This is a genomic window from Methanosarcina barkeri str. Wiesmoor, from assembly GCF_000969985.1.
Taxonomy (GTDB): Archaea; Halobacteriota; Methanosarcinia; order Methanosarcinales; family Methanosarcinaceae; genus Methanosarcina; species Methanosarcina barkeri_B.
Genome location: NZ_CP009526.1, coordinates 1,295,252 through 1,309,393, shown reverse-complemented (window position 1 = coordinate 1,309,393; position 14,142 = coordinate 1,295,252). Strand labels below are relative to the sequence as shown.

Annotated in this window: 16 protein-coding genes; 8 read left to right on the top strand and 8 right to left on the bottom strand. The window is 41.2% G+C overall.

Features of this window, described 5'->3' with window-relative positions; genetic code table 11:
* Positions 1 to 392: 392 nt before the first annotated feature.
* Complete coding sequence (locus MSBRW_RS05700; protein WP_011308562.1) at positions 393 to 1,655, top strand: alpha/beta hydrolase family protein; 1,263 nt, start codon at positions 393 to 395, stop codon at positions 1,653 to 1,655.
* Positions 1,656 to 1,908: 253 nt separating this feature from the next.
* On the opposite strand, the gene MSBRW_RS05695 is transcribed toward MSBRW_RS05700, so the two are convergent.
* Positions 1,909 to 2,583 carry an MATE family efflux transporter gene (locus tag MSBRW_RS05695; protein WP_268990312.1) on the bottom strand — a complete coding sequence of 225 codons (675 nt, stop codon included), beginning with the start codon at positions 2,581 to 2,583 and terminating at the stop codon, positions 1,909 to 1,911.
* Between the two features lie 46 nt (positions 2,584 to 2,629).
* Complete coding sequence (locus MSBRW_RS05690) at positions 2,630 to 2,863, bottom strand: hypothetical protein (protein ID WP_230669975.1); 234 nt, start codon at positions 2,861 to 2,863, stop codon at positions 2,630 to 2,632.
* A gap of 34 nt (positions 2,864 to 2,897) precedes the next feature.
* Here MSBRW_RS05690 and MSBRW_RS22895 point away from each other — a divergent pair, with 34 nt between their 5' ends.
* A complete protein-coding gene (locus MSBRW_RS22895; protein WP_048103084.1) occupies positions 2,898 to 3,080 on the top strand; it encodes a hypothetical protein in 183 nt (60 codons plus the stop codon).
* A 394-nt stretch (positions 3,081 to 3,474) separates the two neighbouring features.
* Here MSBRW_RS22895 and MSBRW_RS05680 read toward each other — a convergent pair whose 3' ends face one another.
* Positions 3,475 to 3,831 carry a winged helix-turn-helix transcriptional regulator gene (locus MSBRW_RS05680; protein WP_011308564.1) on the bottom strand — a complete coding sequence of 119 codons (357 nt, stop codon included), beginning with the start codon at positions 3,829 to 3,831 and terminating at the stop codon, positions 3,475 to 3,477.
* Positions 3,832 to 4,189: 358 nt separating this feature from the next.
* On the opposite strand from MSBRW_RS05680, the gene MSBRW_RS05675 reads away from it, so the two are divergent.
* The 4 genes from MSBRW_RS05675 to MSBRW_RS05660 all read left to right on the top strand — a co-directional run bounded on the left by MSBRW_RS05675 (position 4,190) and on the right by MSBRW_RS05660 (position 6,983).
* On the top strand, positions 4,190 to 4,849 hold the full coding sequence (locus tag MSBRW_RS05675; protein ID WP_011308565.1) for a nitrite/sulfite reductase domain-containing protein: 660 nt from the start codon (positions 4,190 to 4,192) through the stop codon (positions 4,847 to 4,849).
* A 504-nt stretch (positions 4,850 to 5,353) separates the two neighbouring features.
* Positions 5,354 to 5,692, top strand: a complete 339-nt coding sequence (locus MSBRW_RS05670) for a cupin domain-containing protein (RefSeq protein WP_011308566.1) — start codon at positions 5,354 to 5,356, stop codon at positions 5,690 to 5,692.
* Positions 5,693 to 5,741: 49 nt separating this feature from the next.
* Positions 5,742 to 6,086 (top strand): CGGC domain-containing protein, encoded by a 345-nt coding sequence (locus MSBRW_RS05665; protein WP_011308567.1) that lies wholly within the window; start codon positions 5,742 to 5,744, stop codon positions 6,084 to 6,086.
* Positions 6,087 to 6,554: 468 nt separating this feature from the next.
* Positions 6,555 to 6,983 (top strand): hypothetical protein, encoded by a 429-nt coding sequence (locus MSBRW_RS05660; RefSeq protein ID WP_011308568.1) that lies wholly within the window; start codon positions 6,555 to 6,557, stop codon positions 6,981 to 6,983.
* A 408-nt stretch (positions 6,984 to 7,391) separates the two neighbouring features.
* Here the strand turns inward: MSBRW_RS05660 and MSBRW_RS05650 are convergent, their stop codons facing one another.
* Complete coding sequence (locus MSBRW_RS05650; RefSeq protein WP_011308570.1) at positions 7,392 to 7,949, bottom strand: hemerythrin domain-containing protein; 558 nt, start codon at positions 7,947 to 7,949, stop codon at positions 7,392 to 7,394.
* Positions 7,950 to 8,328: 379 nt separating this feature from the next.
* Between MSBRW_RS05650 and MSBRW_RS05645 the strand changes: the two genes are divergently transcribed.
* Positions 8,329 to 9,150 (top strand): TrmB family transcriptional regulator, encoded by an 822-nt coding sequence (locus tag MSBRW_RS05645; protein WP_011308571.1) that lies wholly within the window; start codon positions 8,329 to 8,331, stop codon positions 9,148 to 9,150.
* A 377-nt stretch (positions 9,151 to 9,527) separates the two neighbouring features.
* Complete coding sequence (locus tag MSBRW_RS05640; protein WP_011308572.1) at positions 9,528 to 9,926, top strand: carboxymuconolactone decarboxylase family protein; 399 nt, start codon at positions 9,528 to 9,530, stop codon at positions 9,924 to 9,926.
* Between the two features lie 465 nt (positions 9,927 to 10,391).
* Here MSBRW_RS05640 and MSBRW_RS05635 read toward each other — a convergent pair whose 3' ends face one another.
* Genes MSBRW_RS05635 through MSBRW_RS05620 form a run of 4 tightly spaced genes read right to left on the bottom strand, consistent with a single transcriptional unit; the run spans position 10,392 to position 14,015 of the window.
* Positions 10,392 to 11,309 (bottom strand): ABC transporter ATP-binding protein, encoded by a 918-nt coding sequence (locus MSBRW_RS05635; RefSeq protein WP_011308573.1) that lies wholly within the window; start codon positions 11,307 to 11,309, stop codon positions 10,392 to 10,394.
* On the bottom strand, positions 11,302 to 12,240 hold the full coding sequence (locus MSBRW_RS05630) for an ABC transporter ATP-binding protein (protein ID WP_011308574.1): 939 nt from the start codon (positions 12,238 to 12,240) through the stop codon (positions 11,302 to 11,304). The genes MSBRW_RS05635 and MSBRW_RS05630 overlap by 8 nt, the downstream gene beginning before the upstream one ends.
* Before the next feature lies 1 nt (position 12,241).
* Positions 12,242 to 13,081 (bottom strand): nickel transporter permease, encoded by an 840-nt coding sequence (gene nikC / locus MSBRW_RS05625; protein WP_011308575.1) that lies wholly within the window; start codon positions 13,079 to 13,081, stop codon positions 12,242 to 12,244.
* A complete protein-coding gene (locus MSBRW_RS05620) occupies positions 13,065 to 14,015 on the bottom strand; it encodes an ABC transporter permease (RefSeq protein WP_011308576.1) in 951 nt (316 codons plus the stop codon). Before MSBRW_RS05620 ends, nikC begins: the two co-directional genes overlap by 17 nt.
* Positions 14,016 to 14,142 lie beyond the last annotated feature (127 nt).

Genomic DNA, 14,142 nt, shown 5'->3' with positions numbered 1-14,142 from the left:
TGCAGTATTTGTGCACATGGCTCTCCGGTGTTTCTGTGAATGTTACTCTTTTATACATAAATAGAAACATTCACATAAAATTTAGCTAAAATCTCAAACCACAAAGTATATCTGTATAAAATTATGAGATGAATTGAGTAATATTTTACGACTGAAGTGTGTAAGTTGAAAACCGAATGACTTTGTTCCGGATTTACATACCGTTGCTGGCGATAAATAATCCCTATATCATCATATTTCCAGGATTTGGTTTTTAACCTAATGAGTTTGCTTTTTGCTGTTTTATGTTATCATAATTTGAAGTCAAAGATGAAAATTAGCCTGCCTTACTTTACAAAAATATAGATTCTTGAGTCTAGAACCTAACTCAAGAATCTCACAAAGGTGAGAAGATGAAGACCCAAATAGCACCATTAACTGTCAACTCCGAGAACAAAACCGAGACTCTGTTTAATCAATCTGATAAGCTGGGAATTTTTTATCATAGTTCCGCTTCGTTCCGAGTACCAGGAATATACTCTTCTTTAGTGAAAAGCAATAGAATTGGCCTTGTTTGCAGTAATGTGGCAGAGTATAAGCTTAAGATAAAAGTTGGAACTGGAGAGTATGATTACATTGTACTCACCAACTATGTAAAAGAAAAGAGCGCCTGGAGCACAGATCAAAATAAAAATTTAATAATCCTGCCTGGGCAGGCTTTGACTGAAAGTTTCTATTCCGATATGGCGATATACTACGCTCAGCAAGGATATAGTACATATATTCTGGATCGAAGAGAGACAAACGTTCCGGTAAATGAGACCGATTTCAGTTACATGGAAAACTGGACCATTGACAGTTACCTGAATGATACATACAACGGCATCGCTGTATCAAGAATCCATACAGCTTTCCTGAGTAATAAAACGGTAGAGGACATCGAGGTTACGGCAATTGGCCACAGTCATGGGGCTTTGATCCTTACTGCTTACGGAGCTAGCAAATATAACGACCTTGTTTTGGGTTCGGTTAACAGAATGGTATCTATTGATATTATTATTAAGTACGAGCCTAAATATTCGGAGTTAATAAGAGCTCAGGCACAGGAATTTGACACAATTTTCAGATGTATGGAAAACAGGATCTATAACGGCAGCAATATGGCTGCCATGATGCAGATAGCCAGTCTGGCTTTAACCGATCCGGACCGAGAATCTATTTTTCAACCTGACCTTACAAACAGACAATTTTTCCGGCTTATGGCTACCCAGACTCATGCACTCAATGAAAATCCCTATACTCCAAATTATCACTACTGGAGCGGAGATCTGGACGGCCTTTACTATGTTGACGAAAACAAGCTACTTAACTTGACCTTGACCGGAGGGGCCGTTCCCTACGCACCTAAACACCTGGATCTTTATATGGCCGGACTGATGGGGAACGTGGAAGGCTATGAAATTGACTTTTCAAGAATAAACTCACCTGTTCTTTATATCGGGCTTGGGGGAGGTTTCAGTGACTACGGCTCCTGGTGGTACAAAAACGAGGTCGGAAAAATAAATGATAAGGTTACTTCCGTAAGCTGGAAGAACCAGGGTCACAGTAGCATAGCCCTTGATTATAACTCTCGCGAGTTATGGGTAATTATACACAACTGGATAATGAGCAATTAATTCTGAAAAACAAGAACCACTAGTTCTGAAAAACAAGAACCTGGAAGGAAAAAAAATCTGAAAAAATATTCAATGTCTTATATAGCTAAAAAAGTATTCGAGATATAAATAACTAAAAAGGTATTCGAGATATAAATAACTAAAAAGGTATTCGAGATATGAATAGCTGAAAAAATATTCAATATCTCAATAGCTTACCGATTCAAAACTAAATAGTGTTAATAAAAATTAGGGGAAAGAGCTCTTGTCTATTTCAAGCTGAAGTTCCTTCAGTCCTTGTAATATATTTTGTTCTTAATAGTGCTCTCAGGAAATATTCTGCCCAAATATACATCAACAGAGAGCCGATTCCATTGCCTATGACTAAACCCCACCAGGCTCCCGCCTGCCCCATATTAAAGATAAAAGCCAGTAGAGCTGCAAATAGAGGGGTGAAGATAGTAGTTCTGAGAAGGGTTGCAATCAGAGAGTTAAGACCTTTTCCTGCTTCCTGGAAGAAAGAGGAGGAAAAGAGGCCAAGTGCAAGCATGGGATAGAAGATGCACATCACACGCAGGAAGTGGGCAAGATCGCCAGTTATGTGGGTTGCACCTTCGGACTGTGTAAATATGGGCACTATCGGCATGGAGAACGCAAATATAAGAATTCCTGCCACACATTCTATAAGGAATCCAAGCCTGATAGAGTAAGAAGGAGCAACCTTTGCCTTTATATAATCATGGGCTCCGATTGCAGTTCCACATACGGAAATTACAGCAGTTGCCATTCCCATTAAATGAGCAGTTGCAATTGTTGCTATTCTCCATCCTGTCGCATAGACCGCAACTCCATCAGTGCCACTTACAAGCACAATAATGTAGTTCATGAACATCATTGACAGGAACATGGAAAGCTGCTGGGCTGAAGCCGGAAGTGCAACATTGAAGATCTCTTTTACAAGCTATTCTCAAAGCGGAAATCCTTGAAGTTAAAGGCTACATAAGTATCCTTCCTGAAGAACAAACAGCAAGGAAACTGCGTCCGTTTCCAACAGACTCGATATAGATAGCAACAGCTTTTGTTGCTTCGTCTCCTGCCAGAAATTCAAGGCAGTCCTTTTCGTCCACATCCACTTTATTTCCATAACTTACTACCCGTGCAACCCTTGCTTCCTCGTTTGCTATTTCTTCCAGAATCATAGCGGCAAAGGAGCCGCTCTGAGTAAGCACCGAAACTCTACCTTTTGGAGGCCTTTCAACTTTATTGCTGCTTATAAAAAATGTATCCATTAGCCCGGATTTACGGATATCTTCCCCTGAAACCCCATTTTTCAGGAGGTTTTCTAGGATTGTACAGGAGAGCTTTTCAGAGTTTGGTGAGACTCCGGATCAGGGCTATGCTTTCAGGCTTGAAGAAAAAGTCAATCTGTCCTTCAGTGGTCATTAATGGCCTTCCGAATTATCTGCAGATTAGATTCAGATTAGATTCAGATTAGATTCAGATTAGATTCAGATTAGATTCAGATTAGATTCAGATTAGATTCAGATTAGATTCAGATTATAATTTCGAACTTAAATATTTACATGTACCAAATACAGCATTACAAAACATAAAAAAGCAAAATATGGAAAAATTTGAGTGGATAAAGAAAAAAATCATTGAAAGACCTTGGTAGAATATTTAAAAGATTTTTTAGAATTGTTAAAAGATATTTTCAGAGCCTGTAACCGCTACAAACATGTAAAAACGGGATGAATGGAAGTCACAGTGCTTTTGTCGGTGCCTTTATTTTCTTTCTCGCATATTTTACGTTTTTGAACTCTCTTTACTTAGTTATGGTTTAGCGCTCACAGTACATGCAAATAGCCTTTTCACATTCTTCATTCTGAAATTTCCACTTCAGTCCCCAACGTTTAATTTCCTGTATTATTTTCACGAAATCCACCCCACTTTCGGTCAAGTAATACTCGGATTTTGGAGGGTTTGTTGAATGATCAACCTTCTTTTCAATAAGGCCCTCAGTTTCCAGCTCTGTCAGCCTCTCGGAGAGAATTTTTGGAGTTATGTAGCCGAGTTTCCTTTTGAGCTCATTAAAACGCTTTTCCTTTTTTTCCCCCTTGTACAGCTCCAGAAGGATATGGATTGTCCACCTTTTCCCGATGATATTCATGGTCTTGTAGACTGTACAGTCTTTCATAGTATAAACATAGAAACTGTCTAATATATAAATTAGTATCTCTAATATAGTGATATCAAAAGAATACTAATATATCACATATTTTATAAAACAGATTTGTATTAATTTTCTATAAAAGTTTCTCTGTGTCTGACAAAACAGAATTGAAAGAAACCCGTGACTGAAATACTGAGTCTGAAGTAACAATCCTCGCTCTACCAAAAAGAAATTTAAGTCTTTATCTGAAATTACTCCGCTTGAGCAAACAAAATAAGTTAAACGGACCCGGTCTTCAAAGACGGAACTCGGGCTATTTTGTCAGAACTGCTGGAAATCTAACCATATAGAAAATTTGCAAAGTTTGGAGAGTATAACAACCATGAAAGACAACTTACCGGAAAAAGGTGCAATCGTTCAGAGAGACCGTGAAACCTATGCAATCGCCCCTCATATCCCAGGAGGAATTGCGGACCCTAACACTCTCAGGAAGATAGCCGACGTTGCAGAAAAATATGGAGCTGCTGCCCTTAAGATGACTTCTGCCCAGAGGATTGCAATCGTAGGCCTGAAGGAGGAAGACCTTGACAATGCGTGGGCTGATCTGGATATGAAACCCGGCGCCGCTGTAGGGCTTTGCGTAAGAAGTGTAAAGTTCTGTCCTGGGACTACTTTCTGCAAGCAAGGAAAACAGGATGCAGTAGGCCTGGGTCTTAAACTGGATGAAAAATACCACGGAATGTCGATGCCTTCCAAGTTCAAGATGGCAGTTTCCGGTTGTCCAAACTCTTGCTCTGAGCCTGCCATTAAGGACATAGGGGTAATGGGTACTGCTAAAGGATATACCCTGATGGTAGGAGGTGCTGCGGCTGCAAGTCCAAGACTTGCTGAGGTTGTTGCAAAAAACCTGTCAGAAGAGGAAGTCCTTGACGCAATCGATAGAATTGTTAATTTCTATAAAAATTCTGGCACGAAAAAGAGGCTTGGAAAATTCATTGACGGCGTGGGTCTTGAGGAATTCAAAGCCCAGGTAGGCCTGTAAAATCAGGTAAGTTTTGTATAGCATTTACAACTCTTAAATTGCTTTATTCAATTTTAAGTGCTTTCTGATCTGCTCCCATTCAAAGTGTTTCCTCTGTAAACTCTTCACCAACTATTAACCCAGAAGAAATCCAGAGTTTCAGAGATTGAAATTCATAATACATTCCAAAATAGTGAAACTTATACCGGCCAGGAATATATGGGACGGATCAGAATAGAACAGATAGACGGATATCAGAATAGAACATAACTGATAGACGGATATCAGAATAGAACATAACTGATAGACGGATATCAGAATAAAACATAACTGATAGACGGATATCAGAATAAAACATAACTGATAGACGGATATCAGAATAGAACATCAGTAGAATAAAAAAAATGAATAGAGTGATCACATAATCCTGGTCAGTATTACTATTAAGAAACAGTGTTAAGGCATAATGCTGGGGTAAGGCATAATGCTGAAAAACAAAAAACTATGGTCAAAAGGGGAGAATTAATGAAAGTTACTGAGATGAAATCTTCACCTGAAAAACCGAACCCTCACAATGTGAGTGTCCGGATGCTCTACAATACCGAACACGCCCAGGCAGTACATATAGAGCTTAAGCCAGGAGAAGCTTTAAAAAAGCACATGACTCCCACAGATGTCTTTTTCTACATTCTTGAAGGAAAAGGTATTGTTGAAATTGGTGAAGAACAACAGGAAGTTAGCCGAGATATGCTGATTGAGAGCCCTGCAAGAATTCCCCATCGTCTTCTGAATCCGGGAAATGGAATTTTCAGGGTGCTGGTCGTAAAGGCTCCAAGACAAACCGAAGCTACGCGCATGCCGTAAGCTAAAGCAAATGTGAACGGCTGTCAAAATGGTTCAGAGCGAGGCATAAATGAAAGAAAAAGCAAAACCTACAAAAATAGCGGTCGTGCGCTGCGATATCGTCTCGGAAACCTGTCCGGGAGTAGGATGCTTTAAGGCCTTCAATGAAAGAAAGTCCCACTTTGAGACCTACGACGAAAACACTCAGATAATCGCCTTTTTCACGTGTGGAGGCTGCTCGGGCAGGAGAGTATACCGTCTGGTAAACGCCCTCAAGAAGTATGACCTGGATGCGGTACACCTCAGTTCCTGTATGCTTATGGAAGACACTTATCCTAAGTGCCCTAATCTTGACAATATAAAAAAAACGATTCAGGATGCAGGAATACAGGTTGTGGAAGGTACTCATCACTGAAAAAAACTTTTGATAAAAAGATTTATAGGCAAGAAATACATCAAAAGCTGAGCAGATAAACGCGCAAATGAGGGAAATATGTCTACAGAAGAGAACAAGGCAATACTTCGTCGATTCTCTAAAGAAGACCCTTCTAAAGGAAGAATGTTATAGTTGAGGATATGATTTCAGATAATACCATTACATCACGCTTTACAGCTAGTGGCGTACCAGATGTAGTTTCATGGGTTTGCCAGCTACAGACAAGCTGATAACAATGACTGGAATAGAGATTTTCCGTATTAAGGACAGTAAGATTCATTAGTTGTGGGGTGAAGCTAATCTTCTTGGTCTGATGCAACCTAGGGATTGTTCCTGCACCTGGAAACGAGGATTAAACTTTATCAGGTGCAAGGTGTCATTTTTATGTTTCTTGCATTTAAAATTCTATGATGAAAATATAACTTACGAATAAACTAGGGTAATAAAATGAGCAACGACATAACTCGAGACAGGAATATTGAAGAAGATGAAAATTACGAAGGTGTGGACCTTGAACTTCGTGACATTCCCCTTCCAAACACGGACAATATTCTGTATTCGATTTTAAATTCCTTAAACCATAATATTGCAAACTTTTATGCTTACACGAAGTTCAAAGACTATATCTCTGAAAAGACTCTGGATATGGAACTGCTTCAGAGAAGCATGAGCATCCACAGGGACTTTTCAGCTCTGTTCCTACACACAAAAGAAGAGCTGGTACTTGTTTATCCCGATCTTCTAGAAAAAGCTGAAAAGCTGTTGTTCAAAGGAGATACAGGCACGGACTTTATAAATTATACTCGCAAGCTGTGCAAATTAATAGGCGACTATAAGAAAATACTGCACAGGGAAGGATATTTGCCGGACCTTTGAATGTAACTCTTGCTCAACGCCATTTTATGCTGAAATTTCACTTATTTTGTGCAATTAAAATATATTTTTGGTTTGAATATATTGTGGGGGGTTGGTTAAATGGTAAAACGAATGATAGTAAAAATTGACGAAAAGAAATGCACAGGATGCGGAAAATATGTTGCACCCTGCGCCGAAGGTGCTATTAAAATCATTAACTGAAAAGCAAAGGTCTTATCCGAGAAACTCTGGGTGGTATGGGTTTCTGCCTTGGTATCTGCCCCGAAGGCGCAATCTCAGTCAAGGGCTCCCGTCCTCCCTTGATCAAACTGGTTCTTGATTAAACTGGTTCTTGATCAAACTTTTTCAGAAAAAATAGTCAGTCAAGCCTTTTTTGAAAAGGCTTGTAGGTTTGCAGAACTCGAGTGATTATTCTGGTTTTACATAAGTCTTTCCTACAGTGTCTAGCCACATTTTGAGTTCCTCGTGTCTTTCAGAGCCTATTATTCCGGTATCCATATCTTCAAAAGACTTAAGCAAATCTTTCTGGACAGGCGGTGAGAGATAGGTATCAGCCATCGGGAAAAGCTCATTCTCCTCCTTGTCAATATGCAGAGTCAAAAGTCGCATATAGGATCTTGAGTATTCAACTATAGCAGGGAGTTCCCTTTTTTCTTCTTCCTCGAAAACTACTTTATTAATTTCATTAATATATTGCCTTTCCTCGTCATGTTCTTTTTTAAGGGAAGTTATCAGTTCTTCTGCCCCCAAAACTCCTGCTTTTTCAATTTCCGGGAAAAGATAAGTTTCTTCTTTTTTATAGTGAGAGTCTTCAATGAATTCTTTCACGAATACTATGAGCCCTTCAAGGTTATTCTGTTCAACACTTCTCCCAGATTCTATTTCCATACATATTCCGTCAAGTACTGGCAGCATTACTTGTTTGATAATCCTGTGCTCCTCTCTTAAGTAATCTGTCGGTTTCATAATACCCCCCATTACCTCTTGAAAATAATGTCAATCTTTTTATTCTACAAATATAGCAATCTTGCCTAAGAAAGCAACCTTGCCTAAGAACAAAACCTGAAAACTCTATTTAGAAAACAATTTCAATACCCAACAATAATAGTGTGGTCAATTAATAATAAGCTTATATCAATGATAAGCTTATATCAATGTAAGCTTATATCAATGATAAGCTTATATCAATGTAAGCTTATATCAATAATAAGTTGATATCAATAATAAGTTGATATTACTTGAAAAAATACAAATAGTAACGCTACATTACCTTTTATGAGATGTGCACATTTCTGAATTAAAGTTTTTTAGGAATATTTTTAAATTCTAAATTGTTGAATTACCTATGCAAAAGAAAAGGCTTCTTCAGGACATAGGGCTGAATGCTTATGAAGCAGCTACATATCTTTCTCTCTTGAAACTCGGGATCTCCGGAGCAAATCACATCGGCAGGGACGCTGACGTACCCTATGGAAAGATATATACCGTTCTTGAATCGCTGGCAAGAAAAGGTTTTGTAGAAATCCAGACTTCAAGACCTAAAAAGTTCAGGGCGGTTGATCCTGAAATAGCATTAGATCTCTTTTTTGAAAAGCGAACATCCGAGTTTGAAAAAGAAATAAAGGTCTTAAAGAGCTTTGTTGAAGAAGCAAAACAGGTTCTGAAAACTATACCGGTTCAGAAACGAAAAGACGAGGTCTTCTGGACGACTGCTATAACCGAGTCCGAAATAAGGAAGTTTGCCGTTTCCATCTATGGAGAAGTAAAAAAGTCCATATATATAATTCCTCCTACCTTCGGAATGCCTGTCATTTCTAGCCTGCTGCCTGAAATATCAAAAGCTATTGACCGCGGGGTTAAAATAAAGCTGCTAGGATCTCATCGTTTTACAGCTATTTCTTCTATGCTTTCACTGCTGGGAGAAGATAGTCTCGGTAAATTCAAAAAAGGTATAGAAGTAAGGCTTGTTCAGAACTTTAATTCCTATTTCGGTATTGTTGATGACAGTATTGTGGTGCTATTTCAGCTCCACCCCCTGGACAATGACCGCGTCCTTTCGGTTGTGAAAATCTGGGATGCGGGGCTTGCAAAAAATTTGGGTAAAGAATTCGAACTCCTCTGGAATGGGGGAGAAGAGTTTGATCTTGAAAAAGCTGCTGAAAGGTAAGTTTTCTGTAGTCGAGGACCAAAATATCTTCACCAATCTGAAGTAAAAAAATCAGCCACAGAAATCGCGAAAAATACAGAATAAAGGAAATGGTAAGGGAAATGATAAAGAAAATAGTAACGGAAGTATGAAGTGAAAAATCAACCACGGAAATCGCAGAAAACACAGAATAGAGGAAATTGATAAAGAGAATGATAAAGGAAATGGTAAAGGAAATAGGGGCACAATTCTTCCGTACTTTCCGTGCTTCCGTGGTTATAAAATAAGTGTTTAAGTTAGAGACTACGAATTCTCAGGAATAGATAAATAACATATATACAGATAATATTATACTAATATACAAATAATCAGTTGAACTATAGTGGGGGTTAACAACCATGGGAGAACATGGGGAAGGAAGTCATGAAAGACATCACGAAGAGCACGGAGAGTTTGAACACGAAGAGTTACTGAAAAGTATGAGCGAGAAACTGGGTTTTACCCCGCACATTCTTGAGATCCTTGGAGAACTTGACAGTGAATCCCTTAAAAAATATAGCAGATGCGACAAAAAACTACTGTCGGACGGCGCTCTACCTGCAAAGGTGAAAATCCTTATCGCGCTTGCTGTTGTTGCATCCAAGCAGTGTGAAAGGTGTACGGTTGTGCAGATGCAGAGTGCACTCAAGAATGGAGCCACCAAAGAAGAAATAATGGAAGTTATGGATGTCATATTCATAACCTCAGGGGCACCTGCGGTAGCAGCTTGCAGAGATGCGTTAAAACTGCTAAAGTAAGATATTTTTAATTTTAAGAAGACTTTTTAGACGCCTGTAAGCCTGGATCTAATAATTTGGTATTTGTAATACAGAAAAGCTATTTGTAATACAGAAAAGCTATTTGTAATACAGAAAAGCTATTTGTAATACAGAAAAGCTGTAGAATTCTCTAACAATGACTTTCTCTAACAATACCTTTAAATTTATTATATTAAATTTTTCAAAGTGCGTTAGTTTAAGATGCTCTTTCGACGAATCCATTCTTAATTTCTCGGTTTTTCAGTCTTGTATTTCGGAATTTTCCTGATTCTTTCCTGCGAATTTCAGATCCGGGCAAAGGAAGCAACTGAATGATGGAAACAATCGAATGATGGAAGCAGTCGAATGCGAACTTTTGCACCCTTCAGGCAGGACTGTCAGGTATCTCCAGCTACTACAGTTACGCAAAGTTTCCGTAGTATTTTCCAGATTAATTGTTTGGATTCACTTTGATTTCCAGCACCTCACCAATCTCCCCGAAACATTCTGTAGTTTCTGCGGCTCTTTACACGCGTCCGTTTTCTCCCGGCACAATCTGTAGTAGGAACAGCCTGAAAAACCATCAGGCAGCTCTCCAACCTCTTCCGGCACCACAACTTCAAGCGACATATACCTTGCTGCATCCAGAAGAGCACGCGTATAAGGATGTAGAGGCCGGTCAAACACATCCTTCCCCTCCTCCACAATCTCACCTGCATACATCACCAGTAATCGGTCCGAAACAGCCTTCGCTGCCTCCAGGTCGTGCGTAATAAACACCAAACTAAGACCGCGTCTTTTCTGAATCTCTTTGAGCATCGTCACAATAAAAGCCTGCACCGACACATCAAGCATCGAGGTCGCTTCGTCACAGACCAGCAACTCAGGCTTCAGAGCAAGCGCCCTGGCGATTACTACCCTTTGCAGTTCCCCTCCTGACAGCTCATGTGGGTATCGGGTCTTGTGCTCCGCAGAAAGCCCTACCTCTGCAAACAGGTCATCTACATTTTCCGAAATCTCCTCTTTAGAAAAAACTCCGCAAATCACTAATGGCTCGGCAACCGACCGTTCAACCGTCCATCTCGGATCAACCACATCATCTGGGTTCTGGGGAATCAGCTGGATTTTTCCCATGAACTTCCGGAGATTTTTCCAGCTCATTCCAGTCAGTTTCGTCCCATCGAAAAACACTTCCCCAGAAACCGGGTCAAGTTGCTGGACAAGCATCTTTGCAAGCGTTGACTTTCCGCACCCTGACTCCCCGACAATAGCTACCGTTTCACCCGGAAAGATCTCAAGGTTAACGCCGTCGACGGCTGTTTTTTTGGCAATTTTAATCAGTCCTGATTTGTAAACGTAATGCAGGTTCTCTGCTTTAAGCATAAAGCCAGCACCTCACAGATCTGCCCTCAAGCTCCACAATTGGCGGTTCCTTCAGGCACCTATCCGTTTTGTGCGGGCACCGCGGATGAAACCTGCAACCTTCCGGCACCTCAATCATCGAAGGCGACGAGCCCGGGATCGGGTGCATTCCGCGCTCAGGCACTGCGTCCAGAAGCGCTTTTGAATACGGGTGCAGAGGATCTTTAAAAAACGCATCCTTTCCTGCAATCTCTATAATCTGCCCACAGTAGTTTACCGCAATTCTGTCTGACATCGCCCGGGCAAAACCTACATCATGCGTAATTAAAAGAAACGCACAGCCGTCCGAGGCAACTTTCTGAAATATTGCTGCAATATTGCGCTTCTTAAGTACATCAATGCCTTTTGTCGGTTCATCAGCGATAATAAGTTCAGGATTTGCAGCCGTTCCCATTGCAACCATTGCCCTTTGCAACATTCCGCCACTGTACTGAAACGGGTATTCTCTTTCCCTCACTTCAGGAGGGACGATATCAAAATACTTCAGAGACCGACATGCTCTAGCCTTTGCATCTTCTTTGCTCATTCCAAGATGTGCCCGCATCGGCTCTGCAATCTGCGTGCCAACCCTTATTCCGGGGTTCATTGCAAGATATGGGTTCTGGGCAATTGATGCAACTATTTTGCCGCGGACTTTCTGCATTTCCTTCTCGGAAAGTGCTGAAATTTCCGTGCCGTCAAGTTCCACTTTCCCGGAAAACACCGCATTTGGAGGAAGCAGCTGCATTATTGCCTGGCCAAGAATTGACTTGCCGCTACCTGACTCCCCAATCAGTGAAAATATCTCGTGTTTGTTAATCGAAAACGTCGCATCATCAACCGCATGAACTGCTCCCTGCCCGGTTGGGATTGCTACAGAAATACCGGATACTTTCAGCAATAAATCAGGCATATCAGAACCTCCCTTCAAGTTCAATATTTTTCATCTTCTGGTCAAGTGCATCCCGCAACCCGTCGCCAAAGTAGTTGAATGCAAGAACAGTTATCATTATAAAAAGCCCCGGGAAAAGCATCAGCCAGGGAGCAGTTGTGAAATATGTACGGCCTGCATTCAGCATTGCACCCCATTCCGGTGTTGACGGCTGCACCCCAAGCCCAAGGAAACTTAAACCGGCCGCTGCCAGAATTACATTCCCGATTCCAAGCGATGCCATAATCAAAACCGGGGAGATAATATTTGGAAGAACATGCTTTATCATCACATAAGTGTTTGAAGCACCAACCCACCTGGATGCTTGAACGTAGCCTTTTGTCTTGACATCAAGTGTTGAACCGCGTGCAACTCTTGCAAACACCGTCCACTCGACAACAATTAAAGCAAGCATCATGTTTTCCATTCCCTGTCCCAGAAACGCGGTAATTGCAAGTGCCAGAAACATCGACGGAAAAGCAAGGAAACTATCCGTCAGCCTCATGATAATCTCATCCAGCCACCCGCCGTAATACCCTGCCAGAACGCCAAGTGTCATTCCTATTGCAAGCGAAATGCTGACAACCGCAAATCCAACGAAAAGGGATGTCCGTGCACCGTACATCACCATTGTCAGGATATCACGGCCAAGGTTATCGGTTCCGAACAGGTGGTCAGAAGACGGAGGCAGCAGACGGTTTTGCAAGTCCTTTTCCGTGTAGTCATAAGGGGCTAAAACACCGGCAAACACGGCCATGAAAATAAGCACGCCAAGAGTTATCAGGGAGATAATGATCTGCCGATTTTTAAGAAGTTCTATCATAGCGTATCTCCGGGTTTGCCCAAACGTAGACCAGATCTACAAAGAAATTGGTCAGAAGGAAAATAACTGCAACAAAGAGCACCGAGCCCTGTACCATCATATAATCGTGGGAAAGAATTGAGTTCACCACAAGATTTCCAATACCCGACCATCCGAAAATTGTCTCAACAACAACCGAGCCGTTTAAGAGAAAACCAATCGACAGCCCAACCACCGTAATAACCGGAACAAGTGCATTTTTCAATGCGTGTCTGATGACAACGATTTTTTCAGAAAGCCCTTTTCCGCGTGCGGTCTGGATATACTCCTTTCCCATGACATCCAGCATGCTTGAACGGATCATCCGCATCATTACAGCCGCTGACCCTGTCCCAAGAACAGCCGCCGGCAGAATCATGTAGCTGATATCTGTCCCGTGTCCGAATCCGGATGCTGGGAGCCAGTGAATGATTACCGAGAAGAAAATTATCATCAGATAGGCCTGCCAGAAGTTTGGAATGGACACTCCGAGAAGAGCGCCAAAGCGACAGGCGTCGTCAACAATGGTGTTATGTTTCAGAGCTGAGACTACGCCGAGAGGGACAGCGATAACAAGAGCAATTGCAAGCGCGAGAACGGAAAGTTTCAGCGTATTTTTGAATGCGGTCAGAACAGTATCAAATACCGGCTGTTCGCTCATGTACGAGTAGCCAAAATCTCCGACAGCTGCGCCTTTGAGCCAGTTCAGATACTGGATGTAAAACGGCTGGTCAAGACCGTGGGCTACGCGGAAAGCTTCAACAGCTGCTTCATCATATCCGCCAGAAGGACTCGTCATCATAATTTCTGCTGGGTCTCCCGGCGCGATGTAGATGAGTGAAAAACTCATGAATGAGGTAAATATGAGGACCGGGATGAGATACAGAGCCCGGCGGATGAAATACTCATTTAGCATTGCATTACCTCTGGAAAACTTCAGCTCTTCCTTGCAGAGATGAGATACGGAAGTTTCGAGTATAATGCTGCATATTTTATTGGATCACATTTCAGCAAAAATGGACAACGTCTGTCATCTGCAATTT